Source organism: Prauserella sediminis (assembly GCF_014195435.1).
GTDB lineage: Bacteria > Actinomycetota > Actinomycetes > Mycobacteriales > Pseudonocardiaceae > Prauserella > Prauserella salsuginis.
This window is the reverse complement of record NZ_JACIBS010000005.1, coordinates 63,716-80,457: the sequence shown is the minus strand read 5'-3', so window position 1 is coordinate 80,457 and position 16,742 is coordinate 63,716. Positions and strand designations below refer to the sequence as shown.

The 16,742-nt window shown below is 68.0% G+C and carries 13 protein-coding genes; 2 read left to right on the top strand and 11 right to left on the bottom strand.

Annotated features, from left to right (window positions below; genetic code table 11):
* Positions 1-64: 64 nt before the first annotated feature.
* Positions 65-1,075: an SDR family NAD(P)-dependent oxidoreductase gene (locus FB384_RS22320; protein WP_183786786.1), complete on the bottom strand. Its 1,011-nt coding sequence runs from the start codon at positions 1,073-1,075 to the stop codon at positions 65-67.
* Positions 1,076-1,312: 237 nt separating this feature from the next.
* On the bottom strand, positions 1,313-1,747 hold the full coding sequence (locus tag FB384_RS22315; RefSeq protein WP_323985405.1) for a carboxymuconolactone decarboxylase family protein: 435 nt from the start codon (positions 1,745-1,747) through the stop codon (positions 1,313-1,315).
* A 434-nt stretch (positions 1,748-2,181) separates the two neighbouring features.
* Here FB384_RS22315 and FB384_RS22310 point away from each other — a divergent pair, with 434 nt between their 5' ends.
* A complete protein-coding gene (locus FB384_RS22310) occupies positions 2,182-4,020 on the top strand; it encodes a flavin-containing monooxygenase (RefSeq protein WP_228726598.1) in 1,839 nt (612 codons plus the stop codon).
* 53 nt (positions 4,021-4,073) lie between these two features.
* Here the strand turns inward: FB384_RS22310 and FB384_RS22305 are convergent, their stop codons facing one another.
* Both FB384_RS22305 and FB384_RS22300 read right to left on the bottom strand, forming a co-directional pair.
* The gene (locus tag FB384_RS22305; RefSeq protein WP_183786785.1) at positions 4,074-5,258 is read right to left on the bottom strand and encodes a CaiB/BaiF CoA transferase family protein; all 1,185 of its coding nucleotides are present in this window, start codon (positions 5,256-5,258) and stop codon (positions 4,074-4,076) included.
* A gap of 22 nt (positions 5,259-5,280) precedes the next feature.
* Positions 5,281-6,135, bottom strand: coding sequence for a mycofactocin-coupled SDR family oxidoreductase (locus FB384_RS22300; protein WP_183786784.1), 855 nt, complete (start codon positions 6,133-6,135; stop codon positions 5,281-5,283).
* A gap of 129 nt (positions 6,136-6,264) precedes the next feature.
* On the opposite strand from FB384_RS22300, the gene FB384_RS22295 reads away from it, so the two are divergent.
* Positions 6,265-8,115: a flavin-containing monooxygenase gene (locus FB384_RS22295; RefSeq protein WP_323985404.1), complete on the top strand. Its 1,851-nt coding sequence runs from the start codon at positions 6,265-6,267 to the stop codon at positions 8,113-8,115.
* Between the two features lie 201 nt (positions 8,116-8,316).
* On the opposite strand, the gene FB384_RS22290 is transcribed toward FB384_RS22295, so the two are convergent.
* From FB384_RS22290 to FB384_RS22260, 7 genes are all read right to left on the bottom strand, one after another.
* On the bottom strand, positions 8,317-9,639 hold the full coding sequence (locus FB384_RS22290; RefSeq protein WP_183786783.1) for an MFS transporter: 1,323 nt from the start codon (positions 9,637-9,639) through the stop codon (positions 8,317-8,319).
* An 82-nt stretch (positions 9,640-9,721) separates the two neighbouring features.
* Positions 9,722-10,489, bottom strand: coding sequence for an SDR family NAD(P)-dependent oxidoreductase (locus FB384_RS22285; RefSeq protein ID WP_183786782.1), 768 nt, complete (start codon positions 10,487-10,489; stop codon positions 9,722-9,724).
* Positions 10,490-10,499: 10 nt separating this feature from the next.
* Positions 10,500-11,507 carry an SGNH/GDSL hydrolase family protein gene (locus FB384_RS22280; RefSeq protein ID WP_183786781.1) on the bottom strand — a complete coding sequence of 336 codons (1,008 nt, stop codon included), beginning with the start codon at positions 11,505-11,507 and terminating at the stop codon, positions 10,500-10,502.
* Positions 11,497-13,419 (bottom strand): flavin-containing monooxygenase, encoded by a 1,923-nt coding sequence (locus FB384_RS22275; RefSeq protein ID WP_183786780.1) that lies wholly within the window; start codon positions 13,417-13,419, stop codon positions 11,497-11,499. The genes FB384_RS22280 and FB384_RS22275 overlap by 11 nt, the downstream gene beginning before the upstream one ends.
* A gap of 132 nt (positions 13,420-13,551) precedes the next feature.
* A complete protein-coding gene (locus FB384_RS22270; RefSeq protein ID WP_183786779.1) occupies positions 13,552-14,451 on the bottom strand; it encodes an SMP-30/gluconolactonase/LRE family protein in 900 nt (299 codons plus the stop codon).
* A 158-nt stretch (positions 14,452-14,609) separates the two neighbouring features.
* The gene (locus FB384_RS22265) at positions 14,610-15,290 is read right to left on the bottom strand and encodes a TetR/AcrR family transcriptional regulator (protein WP_183786778.1); all 681 of its coding nucleotides are present in this window, start codon (positions 15,288-15,290) and stop codon (positions 14,610-14,612) included.
* Positions 15,287-16,732: an NAD(P)/FAD-dependent oxidoreductase gene (locus tag FB384_RS22260; RefSeq protein ID WP_183786777.1), complete on the bottom strand. Its 1,446-nt coding sequence runs from the start codon at positions 16,730-16,732 to the stop codon at positions 15,287-15,289. The genes FB384_RS22265 and FB384_RS22260 overlap by 4 nt, the downstream gene beginning before the upstream one ends.
* Positions 16,733-16,742: the final 10 nt, after the last annotated feature.

The following is a 16,742-nucleotide window of genomic DNA, read 5'->3' as shown; positions in this document are numbered from 1 at the left end:
CCGGGCACCCGGCTACCTGTCCGGAAGCCGGCCTCGCCAACCATGACTCGGTTCCTGGGACGACTCAGTACACCGACTGGCCACCGTCGGCGGTCAGCAGAGCACCGGTCACATTCACGCTGTCATCACTCAGCAGGAACGTGATGGACGCAGCAGGCTCCTCCGGCAGCGCCACCGGGGTATCCGTCTGGAAGCTGCGAATGCGCCCCGGGCCATAACTCTCGTCATCGACGACGGGGCGCATACCGGTCACCGTTCCTCCCGGCGCCAGCGTGTTGACCCTGATTCCGAAAGGCTCGTACATGTAGGCCATGCTCCGCGTCACGCCGAGGACCGCCGACTTCGAGGCGGTGTAGGCAACGCCCGAGGAGGAGCCACGCATAGCGGCTTCGGAGGCCACATTCACCACGGTACCCGAGCCGGCCTCCATCATCAGGGGGAGCACGGCGCGGGTGAGTTTCATCAGACCGAAGACGTTGACCTCGAACACCCGGTGGAGAACTTCGTCGCTCAACTCATGAAGGGCGCTGAAATCGTCGGAGAGACCAGCGACGTTGCCGAGAGCATCCACTCTGCCCTCAGCCGCTGAAACGATGGCCTCGACACCTTCGGCAGCGGCGATATCAGCCGCGACAGGACAGATCTCCGCATCCGGATGCTGCTGCTGGAGTCCTTTCAGCCCTTCCTCCGAGATGTCTACGGCGACGACTCGTCCACCCTCCCTGGCGATTCTGCAGGCCACAGCCCGTCCGATACCTGAACCCGCACCGGTGATAACGGCAGTCTTGCCGTCGAACCGTGAGGGAGTGATTCTCTCCTGCCACCCCGTATCCGTCGCTGCGTCATGAGCGGGAATCTCACCGCCGTTGGCGCGCTTGACCATCTGTTCCAGCGCCCCATCAGGCAGCTGCGAGCTCAAGAGCCGGTTCACGGGTATCTTCCGGAGCATTCGCAGCGAGTCTTGGGACAGGCCCGCCTTCTCTGCGAATTCGTGGAGCACCTGTGCTCCCCCGGAATGAGCCAGCCAAGCACCGACAGTGCTTTTCTCGGTGACGAAACGATTATCAGCGGCCATAGTTGTTCTCCTCAACGTTGAGATATCGGTCGGATGACGTCGGGCAGCGGCGACTGAAACTCCTGCGCGAGGCCGGGAATAGCTATCGGCAAGGAGCGCCACCGAATACCTGTCTTCGAGCGGACTCGGCCGAGGTGATTCTCGCTGCATAGGCCGGGTCCACGGGCAGGGCTGATGACCCTCCGGCCCCTCCCCGCCGGGATCATCCGATCCGGCCGGTGACATCGGCCTGTGGTGTCATGCCTCGTCCGTTGACGCAGTTGTCCGTGAGCCCGCATCGGCTGCAGTCTCTTCGCAGTAGGACGAGATGGCTGCTTCGCAGCCTGCCATCACTGTGGTGGCGTTGCCCCAACCGGCGTAGAAACCCAAGTGGAGGACTGCCTCGCGCAGGGCCTCCGGGTCGAGTTCTCCATTGCGCAGAGCTCCGAGCGCTTGGACCTGAACGAGATCCTGACGGCCGAGCATGGTCGTGGCACCGATCACCAGCAGGCGGCGGTCTCTGATGGAAAGTCCCGGTCTGGCCCAGATGTCTGCAAACAGGTGCTCCACGGTCTCGAGGAGAAACGGCGGACCAGCCGCATCTTCCGGATATCGAGCGGAGAATCCGGCTCCGTAGACCGCATCCATGACCTGCTTTCCGCGCTCCCAACGCGACTGCTCCTCGTTCGGCACCCTCAAAAGTCCCTTCTGCTCGAGGAAGACACCCGACGGAGCCGGCCCGGCGACGACGAGTGGGCATTCCGCATTGAACCGCCCGAGTGCCCTTGTGCAGTCGGATGTACCGAAGAGCGGGATGCGTGACTTGTGAACGTCACCCGCACCTCCGTAACGTCCTGGTGTCTCACCCCGACCCGAAGCACGCGGGCCCGGACACCGACGTCCCCCGAGCACGATGAGTTCGCCGACCCGATTCATTGCATGTCCCGAGTCCATGAACCTCCGCTCGACGAAAGGTCAAGGATGACCGGAAAATGGCGTGTTTCCGGCGCAGCGGTGGTGGAGAGCGTCGCATCGGCCTCACGGCCGCAACTCTGGCAACGATGGTCGCGCCGACCCCGAGCTTCCGGTACTCGATCGCGGCGAGGGCACGGAACCAGCGGCTCAGCATGACCACCCCTACGAGCGACAAGGACGACGCGCGTATGCCCCACCAGCAGCGGACCCCAGACCCCGGACCCTGGCAGCCCGACGACCTTGAGGCCATCCGGGAAAAGTATCGGATCGAGCGAGAGCGACGACTGCGCCCGGACGGTGTCGCCCAGTACCAGAAGCCGGTCGGCGACCTTGCCGAATATGCCGACGATCCTTGGTCGGAGCCACTCGCCGAGCGCGAGCCGGTGACCGACGAGGTGGACGCCGTGATCCTCGGTTCCGGCTTCGGCGGACTCACCTCGGCAGCGAACCTCCGCAAGGCCGGCCTCGGCCGGATCCGGCTCGTCGATGCCGCCGGCGGAGTCGGAGGGACGTGGTACTGGAACCGCTACCCCGGCGTGGCCTGCGACATCGATGCCTCCATTTACCTCCCGCTGTTGGAGGAGATCGGCGGCATGCCGAGCCGCAAGTACGCCCCCGGCCACGAGATCCGTCGCCACGCCGAGCGGATCGCCGAGCACTTCGACCTCTACCAGGACGCGTTGTTCCAGACCCAGGTCACTTCCCTGCACTGGGACGACGAGCTGTCCCGATGGCGGGTCGGCACCGACCGCGGTGACGCCTTCACCGCGCGGTACGCCGTGGTCTCCAGCGGTCCGTTCAACAATCCGAAGCTGCCCGGCATCCCGGGCCTCGAGGAGTTCGGCGGCCACGCCTTCCACACGAGTCGCTGGGACTACGAATTCACCGGCGGTGACGAGAAGACACGCGAGTACCCGGGGCTGGCTGGCAAGCGAGTCGCCCTGATCGGCACCGGGGCCACCGCCGTGCAGATCGTGCCGACGATTGCCACGTCCTGCGCCGAACTCCTGGTCGTGCAGCGCACTCCGTCGGCCGTCGACATCCGTGGCGACCGGGAGACCGACGGCGAATGGTGGGCCAGGATGACCGCCCAACCGGGGTGGCAGCGGGCCCGTCAGGACAATTTCCTCGCCCTGGTCAGTGGAGCCCACGCCGATGAGGACCTCATCGGAGACCAGTGGACCGACTCCGCGACGGCGCGCGGTCGGCAGCGACTCATGAGCGGTACCGGAGAGGACGTCGCCACCGCGATGGAGCTCGCCGACCACCAGAAGATGTCCGAGATCCGCGCGCGTGTCGCCGACATCGTCGCCGACCCCGACACCGCGGCCGCACTCCAGCCCTGGTATCGGCAGATGTGCAAGCGCCCTTGCTTCAGCGATGTCTACCTGCAGGCCTTCAACCGCGACAATGTGCGCCTGGTGGACACGAAGGGCCGCGGGGTGGACCGGATCACCGAGACGGCGCTGGTGGTCGACGGAGTCGAGCACCCGGTCGATGTGATCGTTTTCGCCACCGGGTTCGAGGTCGAAGCAGACCCGATCGTTCGAGCCGGCGCCGACATACTGGGCCGCAAGGGCCTGCCGCTGGCGGAATACTGGGCGGACGGGCTGCGCACCCTGCACGGCTGGGTCTCGCGCGAATTCCCGAACCTGTTCCAGCTCGGCAGCACGCAGAACGCCGTCTCGTTCAACTTCGCGCACAACCTCCAGGAACAGTCCGAGAATCTGGCCGCGGTCGTGGCCGAGGCGGAGCGGCGCGGCGTGCTCGTCGAGCCCACCGCGAAGGCCGAGCAGGCCTGGATCGACACCATCCACGCCCGGCGGATCGACATGAGCGCGTTCCAGGCCGAGTGCACCCCGGGCTACTACAACCTGGAGGGCCAGCCGCCGAAATCCACCAACCACTTCGGTGGCGGGGCCATGGAATTCGCCGAACTGGTCCGCGCCTGGCGCTCGAACGGCGGGATGGACGACGTCCTCGCCGAGTGAACAGCCGGTGGCACTCCTTTACGAGCACGAGTGCCACCGGCCGCACCTCCCCCTCAGACGACCCCGCGCTCCCGCAGGGTCGCCACGTCAGCCGGGCTTCGGCCGAGGTCGTGCAGGATCGCGTCCGAGTGCTCCCCCACGGCGGGAACCGCGCCCATCACCGGCTCCACGTCCGCGAGGTCCGCGGGCGGCTGCAGTGCCGCAGCCGTGCCACCGGGCACCGCGACCTCGTGCCAACGCCCACGGCCCGCGAGCACCGGATGCTCCAGGAAGTCCTCGAGCTGGTTGATCCCGGCGTTCGCCACCCCCGCCTCATCCAGCACCGCGCCTGCGGCCGCGGTGGTGAACGTGGCCAGTCTGGCCGCGATCAATGCGTTGAGCTCGGTCCGATGCTCCACCCGCGCCGAGTTCACGGCGAACCGGGGATCGTCCGCAATCGACGGATCGTCGAGTACGGCCGTGCACAGCGCGCGCCACTCACGGTCGTTCTGCACGGCGAGCAGGATCTGCCCATCGGCCGTGTCATAGGGGCCGTACGGGACGATCGTGGCGTGCTGGGCACCGACGCGCGAAGGCTGGCTCGGGCCGTAGCGGGTGTAGGTGGCGGGCGCGCCCATCCATTCGGCGAGCGCCTCGAACAGCGACACCTCCACGGCGGACACCGCACCGGTGGTCGCCCGCCGGAGCAGGGCGGTGAGGATGCCGGAGTAGGCGTACATCCCGGCGGCGATGTCCGCGACGGATATCCCGACCTTCACCGTCTCGGCCTCGGTGCCGGTGATCGACAACAGCCCCGCCTCACACTGGACAAGCAGGTCGTAGGCCTTGCGGTCCGCCCACGGGCCGGTGGTACCCCAGCCCGAGACCGTGCACGGGATGACCCGAGGGTGGCGGTGTGCCAGCGCGGGGGCGTCGATCCCCAGCCGCTGGGCGGCACCCGGTCCGAGGTTCTGCACCAGCACGTCCGCCCCGTCGAGCAACTCACCCAGGATCGCGCGCCCATCGGGGGACTTCACATCGAGGGTGAGGGACTCCTTTCCGCGGTTGAGCCAGACGAAGTAGCTGGAGTTGCCGTGCACGACCTCGTCGTAGCCGCGGGCGAAGTCGCCGCTGCCGGGCCGCTCGATCTTGATCACGCGGGCCCCGAGATCGGCGAGCTGGCGGGTCGCGAACGGGGCCGCGACGGCCTGTTCCAGGCTCACGACGGTCAGCCCGGCCAGAGGCGGGAGCGTTGTCATGCCTGTCCTTCTCGAGAGCGGGTCACTGGCGGGTCCTCAGCAGCGCGCCCGCGTCGACCCGCAGCTGCTGACCGGTGATGAAACGGGCCTCGTCCGAGGCGAGGAACAGGACGGTGTTCGAGATGTCGACCGGGTCGACGTAGGGCACCGGCATGGCGTGGAACCCGGTGAACCCCGGGAGGACGTCCTCCCGCGTGGGCTCCTCCAAGTCCGGGCGGAAGGCTGCGTAGTTCACGCGGTTGTGCAACATGTCGGTGTCGCAGTTGCTCGGGTGCACCGCGTTGACCCGGACGAACCGGTCCGCGAGGTGGACCGCCATCTGCTCGCAGTACGAGACGAGGCAGCGTTTCGCCCAGCCGTAGCCGTCACCGCCCGGTCCCATCGCGGAGTTGCCCGTGGTGCCCGACATGAACGCTGCGGTGGAGCCGGTGATCACGATCGAGGCGAAGCGCCCCAAGTGCGGCAGCGCTGCCGCGACCGTGTTCATCACGCCCACGAGGTCGACGTCGACCGCATCGACGAAGTCCTGTGCCTCCCGACCCTCCGAGGCCACCGGCAGGATTCCCGCGTTCGCCACCACGACGTCCAACCCGCCGAGCTCGGCCAGGCCCGTCTCGACCGCCGCGACCAGCTCGGCTCGCTCCCGGACGTCCGCCCGGACCGCCACGATCCGCCGACCGAGCTTCTCGACCTGTCGCCGCGTCGCCTCGAGATCCTCGCTCGTCGCCATCGGATACGGGACCGACGGGAAGTCGCGGCAGATGTCGACGGCGAGGATATCGGCGCCTTCCTCGGCGAGCCGCACCGCATGGCTGCGGCCTTGGCCGCGGGCGGCACCGGTTACGAAGGCGACCTTGCCTTCCAAACGTCCGGGCATGCCAGGATCCTCTCGACGGGAGAACCTTAAAAGTATCCTAATCCAGTTGAATTTTGCGTCGATCCGGCCCGCTGAGCGGTATTGAGTTGTAGCAATGCCTTCCTCGGGCTGCTTCACTCGGGTACGAGCGTGACTACGGCGCCGTGGTCACGCGACCAGCCGACGAGCGACGAGGACGACGCGCGGATGCCCGAGAACGAGATCGACCACTGGACACCGCAGGCCGTGGAGGCGATTCGGTCCCGCTACCGCGCCGAGCGGGACAAGCGACTTCGGCCCGAGGGGAACTCCCAGTACCAGCGAGCGGCGGGTGAGCTGGCCGACTACGCCGACGACCCCTGGTCGGACGGCCCGCGTCAGCGCCCGCCACTTACCGACGAAATCGACGCGGCAGTGATCGGAGCCGGGTTCGGTGGCCTGCTCGCCGGAGCCCATCTACGCAAAGCAGGCCTGAGCAGCATCCGGTTGATCGACACCGCCGGAGGCGTGGGCGGCACCTGGTACTGGAACCGCTATCCCGGCGTGGCCTGCGACATCGAGTCCTATATCTACCTTCCCCTCCTCGAGGAGGTCGGCGGGATGCCCTCGCGCAAGTATGCTCCTGGCGCCGAGGTCCGCCGGCACGCCGAGCGCATCGCCGACCACTTCGACTTGAACCGCGACGCGCTCCTCCACACTGCCGTCACCGGCCTGAAGTGGGACGACGAACGCTCCCGCTGGCGGGTTTCGACCGACCGTGGCGATGACTTCCTCGCCCGCTACGTGGTCGTGTCGAGCGGCCTGTTCGGCACCCCGAAGCTCCCCGGACTCCCCGGCATCGACGAGTTCGAAGGCCGCGCCTTCCACACCAGCCGTTGGGACTACACCTACACCGGCGGCTCCGAGGATGTTCCCGAATATCCGGGACTGGCCGACAAGCGCGTCGCCGTCATCGGCACGGGCGCGACCTCGGTACAGGTCGTGCCAAGTATCGCACCGCACTGCGGCGAGTTGCTCGTGGTGCAGCGAACTCCGTCCACAGTGGATACACGTGATGACTCGCCCACCGACCCAGCCTGGTGGAAGCGCACCACCAGGGAGTCGGGTTGGCAGCGGCGTCGACGCGACAACTTCATCACGCTCATCACCGGCGGTGCAGCCGACGAGGACCTCGTGCGCGACAAGTGGACCGACACCGCACCGGTCCGCGGACGCAAACTGCTGATGTCCGGCAAGGGCGGACCGGACCCCGCCTTCGCCTTCGAGGTGGCCGATCATCAGAAGATGACCGAGATGCGCCAACGGGTCGCCGACATCGTCGCCGATCCCGGGACGGCCGCAGCCCTGCAGCCTTGGTACCGCCACCTATGCAAGCGCCCGTGCTTCAGTGACACCTACCTCCAGGCCTTCAATCGCGACAACGTCCGCCTCATCGACACCGACGGTCAGGGCGTCGAGCGGATCACGGCACGAGGGGTCGTCGTCGGCGGCGTCGAGCACCCTGTCGACGTGCTGATCTTCGGCACCGGCTTCGAACTCGGCGTGGACGCTGCCGGCCGAGCCCGCAAGATGATCCGCGGTCGGGATGGGATCACCCTGCACGACTACTGGGCCGACGGCATGCGGACGTTGCACGGTGCCACCAGTCGCGGGTTCCCGAACCTGTTTCAGCTGGTCACGACCCAGAACACCATTACGGTGAACTACGGGCACGTCCTCGAGGAACGAGCCGAGCACCTCGGTGCCATGGTCACCGAGGCCGAGAAGCGCGGCGCCCTGGTCGAGCCCACGGAACAGGCGCAGACGGCTTGGGTCGACACCATCCGCGCGAAGGCCGCCGACATGGAGGCATTCCAGGCCGAGTGCACCCCCGGGTACTTCAACGAGGAAGGAATGCCCCGCAAGCGCAACGAATCCTACGGAGGCGGGGCTCTCGAGTTCAGCGAGCTCGTCCGCCGGTGGATCACCGACGGCGGATTGGACGAGGTGCTCAGCGATTGACGTGCACTCCGCCTGCCCGAGCACCCGCGGTGCCCGCGCAGGCGGAGGTCGCACGACCCGGCACTCGGGCGGCAACTGCTGGACGTGGCCGGCCATCGCCGCCCGCAACTCACGGCCTCCGCCCGGCCGGAACGACGTCGGCAGTCGGTCGGCCTAACCGGGGGACCCACATCACGACGACGCACCGGCCGGCGATCGAACTCAGCCGTTCGGTTCGGCTGCCAACTCCCGCGAGCGCCGAGTGAGTACGAGCACCACCACGATGCCCAGCACGCAGGCGCCGACGACCAGCCACCCGGTCGCCCACGGTCCACCCGACGCCGCCAACCAGGAGGCGAGGGCGGGGGTGACGCCACCTCCGAGGACCGCCCCGAGGTTGTATGCCACCGCGGTCGAGGTGTAGCGCACCTCGACCGGAAACGCCTGTGACATCGTCACGAACAGCACAGGCGCCGAGAAATAACTGAACGCCAGCGCCAGCGTGTAGACCATGCCTGCCCCGATGACGGCGAACGTCCCGCCGTCGACGAGCCCGCCCATTGCGAGGAAAAGCGGAAAGACGAGGGCGGCGGCGACACCGTAGCCGACCAGCATCGTCGATCGCCTGCCGTACCGATCGAGCCAACTCCCACCCAGGAGGAATCCGCCCGCCGAGATCAGCAGACAGCAGGCCGACAACCAGTACACGAGGTTCGCCCCGAGGCCCAGCGTGCTCAGCAGGTACACGTTCATGTAGTTCACGAGTACGGCGAGGATCATGGTGTTGGCCAGGTTCAGCGTGGCCGCCACGAGGATCATCCGCCAGTGCCCTCGGATCGCAGCCATGAAGGGAGCCCGACGGGTGCCTTCTCGTTCCTTGAGTGTGCGGAACTCCGCCGAGTCCTCGATCCGGGACCGGTAGATCAGCACCAGCACTGCCAGCACGGCCGAGAACAACAGCGGGACACGCCAGCCCCACGCCGCCATCGCCTCGGGACCGAGCACGCCGGCTGTCAGTCCGACCGCGGCGGGCGCGGCCGCCACCCCGAACGCGGACCCCATGGGCACGAACGACTGCATCAACCCCCGTCGGCGGCCGCCGTCCGACTCGGCGACGAACGTCGAGGCACCGCCGACCTCCCCGCCTGCGGAGAAGCCTTGGGCCAACCTGGTCACCACGAGCAGGAGTGGAGCGACGAAGCCGATCTGGGTGTAGGTGGGCAGGACGCCCATCAACGTGGTTGCCCCGCCCATCCCGGTGATCGTGGTCAGCAGGGCGAACCGACGCCCGTGCCGGTCGCCCAACCAGCCGAAGAAGACCGCCCCCAGCGGACGGGCGACGTACCCGGCACCGAACACTCCGAGGGTCGCGAGGATCCCTGTGGCCGGATCGTCCGCCGGGAAGAACTGAGGAGCGAGGTACACGACCAGGAACGCGTAGAGCGTGTAGTCGTAGAACTCGATGAACGTACCCAGCAGTCCGGCCGTCGCTACACGTCTCGGGGGTGCCGTCGGCGTCAGCGCCGGCCGCGTCTCCTGGGACATGATCATCCTCTCCCGGCAGGCGCCCTTGCCCGCCGCTGTCGGTCAGGATCCACTGCCGGCCGGGCCGAGCAGCCGAGTCGGGTCAGGCGGGCGACTCCCGCCAGGGGCCGGCGAGGTGACCACCGTCCACAGTGAACTGTGAGCCGGTGCAGTAGGCGGCGTCGTCCGATGCCAGGAAGCACGTCATGGCCGCCACCTCTTCGGGCAGCCCCATCCGTGCGGTCGGCTGGCGATCCACGGTCCGCCGGAGACGGGCGAGCCGTGCCTCCCCCACGCCGGCGACCATCGGTGTCTCGATGATGCCCGGATGGACCGAGTTGACCCGGATACCGAGATCGCCGACCTCCAACGCCACCGACCGGGTCAACCCGGTCAGCGCGTGCTTCGAAGCGGCATAGCTCGCCATTCCTGCGACGCCCGTCAGTCCGTCTATCGACGAGATGTTCACGACCGACGCACATCCCGAGCGTTCCAGTAGCGGCAACAGGAGCCGCATCCCCAGGAACGGTCCGTGCACGTTCACCTCGAACAGCCTCCGGTGCTGCTCGAGGTCGAGCTCGTCGAAGCGCGTCGGGCGGCTGCCGATGCCGGCGTTGTTCACCAGGATGTCCAGCAGGCCCCGGTCCTGCCGCACGGTGTCCGCGGCCGCCGCCCAGTCGTCGGCGGACGTCACGTCGAGGTGCTGGTACTCGCCCTCGAGCTCACGGGCGGTTCGCTTGCCCTCCGCGTCGTCGATGTCGGTGAGAAGCACCTGCGCCCCCTCTCCGACAAGTCGCGCCGCGATCGACGCACCCATCCCCCGGGCTGCTCCCGTGACGAGCGCCGTCCGGCCGGTGAGGCGACCGTTCATGATGCCTCCCTCAGATGGTCGCGGCGGCCGGGATCGAGGCCGCCACAGCCGGAGCGAGGGCATCGGCGATGATCCGGTGCCCGGTGTCGTCCGGGTGAATGCCGTCGGCCAAGTGCTCGGGGGACACAAGTTCCCCTCCGGGCACCAGCGTGACGCGAGAATCGCCCGTACTGTCCACATACGCGTGGACCGCGTCCTCCAGTGCCCCGCGCAAGGCCCGATGAGTGGTGTCGAACCGGTTGGGGGTGTCCTCGGCCGCCGGCCGGACGATGGGGCTCACCACGACGATCGGTGTCATCGGTGATCCCTGGCGCACCGCACGGAGGAAGAGCCGCATTGTCTCCGCGACGGCCCACGAGTCCGTCGGGACGGACGACCAGGCGTTGGTGCCCCACGCGAGAGCGACGGCAGTTGCCTCCGAACGTCCCACCACATCCGCAGCCGGCAGCTCTCCGCGTGCAGCCCCGGCAAAGCCGAGGTTGACCAAGTCCAATCCCAGCTCGTTGGCGACGAGCGAAGGCCATGCGAGCCCCGGCTCGGTGACCGACCATCCCTGGACGATCGAATCCCCGTACACCACCCACCTGGGGCCGCGCGGGGCCGGAACGATCGAGCCGTCGACCGGAAGGAGCGCCTCGACCTCGGTCTCCACGGCCTCGGGAAGGTGAATCCGGACGATCTCGTCCGGATCACGTTCGGGAAGCGGCAGCCGTACCACACCACCACTCACGGGCACCGAGACCTTGGTCGTCGCCGTCCCGCAGCGTGCCAACAGAACTTCGGCGACCGTCGGCGCCGGGACACTCGTGCGCTCGCCCCCGAGTACGGCGATATCGACAGCCGTCGCGGTCCCGACGAGGGCCAGGTGCACACCCGCGGGCACCCGCGCCGCGGCGACGGTGTCGGTCGGCAGCTTGCCGGAGGCCGCCGCCGGGATCCGGGAACCCGGCGCCGACTCCGGGAGGGTTCCGCGGAAGAAGGGGGCGGGATCGTGCACCCGAAGCGTGTCAGACGACATCGTAGTCTCCTGGGTTGAATCGCTCGTAGAGTTCGTGCTGCTCCTCGAGCCGCCACGGGATGTTGACCTGTTGTCTACCGAATGCGTTGACGTAGTAGTTCTTGTCCCGGGACCCCTCGTCGTACCAGATCAGCGAGAGCATGGCCTCGTCCAGGCGCTTGTTGTAGTCCTCGAACACGTCCTCGCGGACCGACAGATACCGGTGCCCGCCCTCGATGAGGTGGATCAGGCCCTCGGCGATGTAGCGGGCCCAGGACTCGATCCAGACGATCAGCGAGCCGGCCCGGTTCTGGGAGTTCGGGCCGTACATCACGAACAGGTTGGGGAAATCCGGCACCGTCAGCGACAGGTAGGCCCGCGGGCCGCCGCCTTCCGGATCCGCCCACCGTTCCTCCAGGCTGGCGCCGTTCAGGCCGCGGTACTCCGTGGGCCACAGGTACTTCTGTACCTCGAAACCCGTGGCGGTGAACACCACGTCGTAGTCCCGCTCGGTGCCGTCCGCCGCGCGAATTCCTGTCGGAGTGAACCGCTCGATGCCCGCGGTGACAAGCTCGACGTTGTCCTCGCGCAGCGCGGCGTACCAACCGTTGTCCACGATCATCCGGCGGGCCAGCGGGGCGTGCGACGGGATCAGCTGCTCCCACAGCTCCGGCTGCCCCGGCAGCTGCGCCTTGATGTACGCGATGAGGTCCTTGCGGTAGGAGTCGTTGGCCGCGTTCACCAGGCCGCCGGCAGCCTTCCAGTCTCCATCGGGTTCCTGCAGGAGCTGCCCGTCCAGGCGCAGGGTCGCGGTCGAGTAGCAGTACCAGTTCCAGTAGTACGGCATCGTGTCCAGGAGCCAGCGGGTCTCCGGTGTGATCGGATCGCCGTAACGGTCGCGCGGGCTGATCCACTGTGGAGTGCGCTGGTAGACGTCGACCTGGGCCGCCCGCCGCTGCACCGAGGCCATCATCTGGACCCCGGTGGAGCCGTTGCCGATGATCGCGACCCGTTTCCCGTCGAGGTCCTCCTGGCCGGTGCACTCCGCGGTGTGGAGGATCTGCCCGGTGAACTCCTCGATCCCGGGAGTATCCAGCCGCTTCGGTGTCGAGAACAACCCGCTCGCGGTGACCACCGCAGTCGCGACGGCCCGTTGGGCTTCTCCTCCGACCGTCACATCGAGGTTCCAGGTCCCGGAGTCCGCATCGAACGTGGCCGCGGTGACGTCACTGTCATAGGAGATGTGCTCGGCGACGCCGTACTTCTCCGCGATGTGGACCAGGTACGCCTTGACTTCCTCGGCCCGGGCGAAGTACTCGCTCCATGGGTAGTTCTTCTCGAAGAAGAACTGGTACAGGAAGACCGACGTGTCCACCCGTACGTCCGGATAGGCGTTGCGGTCCCAGGTGCCGCCGAGGGAGTCGCGACGCTCGTAGATCGTGTACGGAATGCCCAGCTGCGTCAGCTGCACCCCCATCGCGATCCCGTTGAACCCGGCGCCGACGATCGCCACGTGGAAGTCCTCGGGAATCTCAGGCCGCCCGTCCGTCCACTGCGCCTGCCGCGGGAACTCGTCGAAGGCGGCGAGACCACGGCGATACCGCCAGGTCCGTTCGTCGAGCTTCTCGTTGCGGAACGCCTCACACATCCGGCGAAGCTGGGCATCGTCGGGCGGTGAGGCCTCGAATTCCGAGGGCAAGGACCGCAGGAACTCCGAGGCCTTCCGCTTGACCAGCTCGTGGTCCTGCTCCGCGACGACGTACTGGGTCAACGCCCCGCCGTACATCGGGACTGTATCGAGTTCCAGACCGAGCAACTCGCTGTCCCCGGTCACCTGATACACCGCCATACGCAGTGCGTTGAGGTCCGCGTCGTCCAGGGCCCGCTGCAAGAACTCCTCGTCGACACCGGCCGCCTGGTCGTGCGTGGTCATCGATCTCCCTTCGGAGTGGCTCCACAACTGGGCGCCGGAGCCTATATTGGGGACACTGTATCTCCCGTACGGCGCACTGCCAGGGCCTCAGTCCCACTCAACGGACCGGACCGTCGACGCGGCGAACCAGGCTCAGGGCTGGAAATTGAGCCGCAGCACACGCCACGGCCAAGGCAGCTCGTAAAGCAGGCCACGACCTGCCGAGCTGACGTAGGCACTGCTCGTGCCGAAGCACAGGTTGGTCACGCTCCGGTCCGGCTCCGGGGTGCGGAACCGGGCGATCTCCTCCCCGGCCGGGGACAGCACGGTGACGCCCGAACGCAACAGGTCGGCGACGCACACGTGCCCCTCCCCGTCGACAGCCAGGCCGTCCCACGCGTAGCCCTCCATCGGGTGGCGGTACAGATCCGGAAGCTCGGTCAGTTCGCCGGGGCCGTTCACCACATAACTCCGAACCCGACCGCTGTGGGTCTCGGAGACGTACAGCCGGGCGCCGTCCGGCGACAGTCCCACCCCGTTGGGCCCGTACATGCCGTCGACGGCGATCCTGATGACCCCGGCGATGGGATCCATGTAATGGATCCGGCCGGCGGTTGTGTCCGCGACGTAAGCCGCGCCCGACGCGTCGAAGACGAGCTCGTTGAGCCCGCCGAGCTCCTCGCCCTCCGACTCGGTGAACAGAGTCCGCACACTACCGTCACCCGGATCGACGCGCTGAATACGACCGCGCACCTTGCCGTCCACGGCACCGCACGGGAAGCGCTGGCCGTCCTGTTCGGAGAACAGATATCCACCGTTGTTGCTGACGTAGATCGCGCCGTCCGGGCCGAACGCACACCCGTTGGCGCCCCCGCCGGCCTCCGCGACCGTCTCGACAACACCACGGTGCGGAGTGACCCGCCGCAGAGAGCCGCCTTCGACCTCCGGAACGATCACCGACCCGTCCGCGTCGATCGCGCCACCCTCGGGGAATCGCAGGCCGCCGGCAACGACGCGCGTCTTCCCGTCGGCACCGAACTCGAGACCGCTCATCGTTGCTCCTTTGCACCGGCAAGCATAAAAGTGCACTCATATTAGGAGGGCGAGCGTTGCCGGGCAAGGGGCGTCCGCTACGCCCCCGACGAAGACCGGGCTCGGATGCAACGTCCGCGCCGCAGGAGCACCGTTCGGACCGCGTTCCCGGTGACCGTTCAGTCGCCGATCCCCAGCGACCGGAACCAGAGTTCGCAGACGACGTCGGCACCGTCGCCGTCCTCCGCCCCCGTACCGACGTACTCGTCGGTACGGGTGGTCCGGACGCAGTAGGTCTCGAGCATTCCGACAAGCAACCGGGTGACCACCGGCACATCGAACGGTGGGCACTCGCCTGTCTCGACGGCGCGGCTGAACTCGTCCTGCCACATGCCGTACACAGTGGACCGTGTCTCGTGCACGAGGTCGCGGACGGACGGCTCGGCATAGGCCAGTTCCAGTGTCATCCGCATTCCCGGGCGATCGTTGCGGTAGCCGTCGATGTAGGACTGCACCCCGGCCCGGATCGTCGCCCGCAGGTCGGCACCGCGCTCGAACGAGCGCAACGTCGCGAGGAACGCCGCCTGAGCGGTCTGGGCGACTTCCTCGCATATCGCCAGCTTGTTCTCGAAATGCATGTAGAACGCGGCCCGGGAGACGCCGGCGCCTGCGGCGATGTCGTCGACGGTGAAGTCGGGGACGCTCCGCGCATCCGCAAGTGCGCGGGCTGATTCCAGCAGGTGGGAACGGGTGGTTGCCGCGTCCCCGCGCCGACGAGTGGGAGCCCGCCGCCGTGTCGGGGCGGGCTCGGTGTCCGCGGGTGCCGAGGAATTCGAGGCAATCGGGCCGCGCGTGCTCATCCGGCCAGCCTACCTGCCGCGGTCGCGGGCTCCAGCAGGTCCGCGGCACGGACAACCCCTGGAGTGACATCCGGCGGATCGGTCGGATCGGTGACCTCGGGGGCCGGCTTATGCCCGCTCGTCAGCCATCGGTCGATGGTCTCCTGCACCACCGGTGAGCCGAGGTAGGCCGGATCCATGTAGAGCGCCGTGGCCCGCATCGCGACGCGCACGGCGCCCTCTGCGCTCTGGGCCGCGCTCTGTGCCCGAGCCCGGTCACGATCGCGCGCGCTGGGCGGTTCCACGTTCTCGTACTCGGCCTGCGGGTACACCGAGTCCGCACCGACGGCGAGGTCCCACGCGACCTGGGCGAGTGGGCCGAGCCGGGCTTGCACTGTCTCGGCGAGACCGTCGAGCGTCCCGGCCTCGGCGAGCGCGTCCCCCAGCACACCCGCGCCCAGTGCGGCCATCGTCATCCCCTGGCCGTAGATCGGGTTGAACGACGTCACCGCATCGCCGACGACGACCAGATTCTCGGGCCGACGCGGCAGGTCCTCCCACATTCGACGCTGGTTGCCCGGCATCCGGTACGGCACGATCTCGCTGGCCGGCACGGCCTTCTTCATCACGTCGGCGATCACCGGACTGTCGAGCTCCTCGAAGAAGCCCGCCATCGCGTCGAGGTCGTCGGGCGGATAGTGCCCCGCCATGCCGTACGCGGCCACGTCGTGCAGGCCGTTGCCGCACGGCCGGATCGCCACCCCGAACGGGTTCGCGGGCGACGCCGACGCCGAGATCCCGGCCAGCCCCTTCGGCAGCGCACCCTCCGGGAGCCGCACGGTCCAGGTGGAGTACCCCATGTAGATCCGCACGTGCCGCTCGACCGGCCGCTCGTAGCCGAGGTCCTCGATCCAGAACGGCGAACGCGACCCGCGGCCGGTGGCGTCGACCACCAGATCGGCCGCCAGGGTGCCGCCGGGCGCCCCTCGGACCTTGGCGCCGCTCACCCGCGCACCGTCGGATGAGGCGAGCAGGCCCACCGCCATCCCCTTGACGACCGTCACGTTCGACAGCGCCAGAACCCGGCGTCGGATCGCCCACTCGAACAGCGGGCGCCGGAACATGGTTACCTTGAGGTCACTCTGAATGCGCATCCGCCAGGCACCGTCGACGAACTGGGAGAAGTCCGCCACGTCGTCGTACTTCTCGCAGCCCAGGGCCAGCAGCTCGTCGCCGATACCGGGCAGCAGCTCCTCGATCCGCTCCTGACCGCGCATGAGCAGGTGGTGGATCTGATCCCCCTGCGGCACGCCGCGGCGAGCCACCTGCGCATCGGGCCCCTCGAGCGGCAGCGGATCCCGATCCACCACGGTGATCCGGTGTGCCCGAGGGGCAAGAGCCGCCGCCGACAGCAAGCCCGCGATGCTGCCGCCGAGCACGACAGCGTGGTCGATGGTCGTCATTCGAACCGTT

Bases quoted from the DNA above. Each gene is read 5' to 3' on its own strand.
- FB384_RS22285 (WP_183786782.1), bottom strand. From the start codon at position 10,489: ATGAACGGTCGCCTCACCGGCCGGACGGCGCTCGTCACGGGAGCAGCC.
- FB384_RS22270 (WP_183786779.1), bottom strand. From the start codon at position 14,451: ATGAGCGGTCTCGAGTTCGGTGCCGACGGGAAGACGCGCGTCGTTGCC.
- FB384_RS22275 (WP_183786780.1), bottom strand. From the start codon at position 13,419: ATGACCACGCACGACCAGGCGGCCGGTGTCGACGAGGAGTTCTTGCAG.
- FB384_RS22305 (WP_183786785.1), bottom strand. From the start codon at position 5,258: ATGACAACGCTCCCGCCTCTGGCCGGGCTGACCGTCGTGAGCCTGGAA.
- FB384_RS22310 (WP_228726598.1), top strand. From the start codon at position 2,182: ATGACCACCCCTACGAGCGACAAGGACGACGCGCGTATGCCCCACCAG.
- FB384_RS22280 (WP_183786781.1), bottom strand. From the start codon at position 11,507: ATGTCGTCTGACACGCTTCGGGTGCACGATCCCGCCCCCTTCTTCCGC.
- FB384_RS22290 (WP_183786783.1), bottom strand. From the start codon at position 9,639: ATGTCCCAGGAGACGCGGCCGGCGCTGACGCCGACGGCACCCCCGAGA.
- FB384_RS22320 (WP_183786786.1), bottom strand. From the start codon at position 1,075: ATGGCCGCTGATAATCGTTTCGTCACCGAGAAAAGCACTGTCGGTGCT.
- FB384_RS22265 (WP_183786778.1), bottom strand. From the start codon at position 15,290: ATGAGCACGCGCGGCCCGATTGCCTCGAATTCCTCGGCACCCGCGGAC.
- FB384_RS22300 (WP_183786784.1), bottom strand. From the start codon at position 6,135: ATGCCCGGACGTTTGGAAGGCAAGGTCGCCTTCGTAACCGGTGCCGCC.
- FB384_RS22260 (WP_183786777.1), bottom strand. From the start codon at position 16,732: ATGACGACCATCGACCACGCTGTCGTGCTCGGCGGCAGCATCGCGGGC.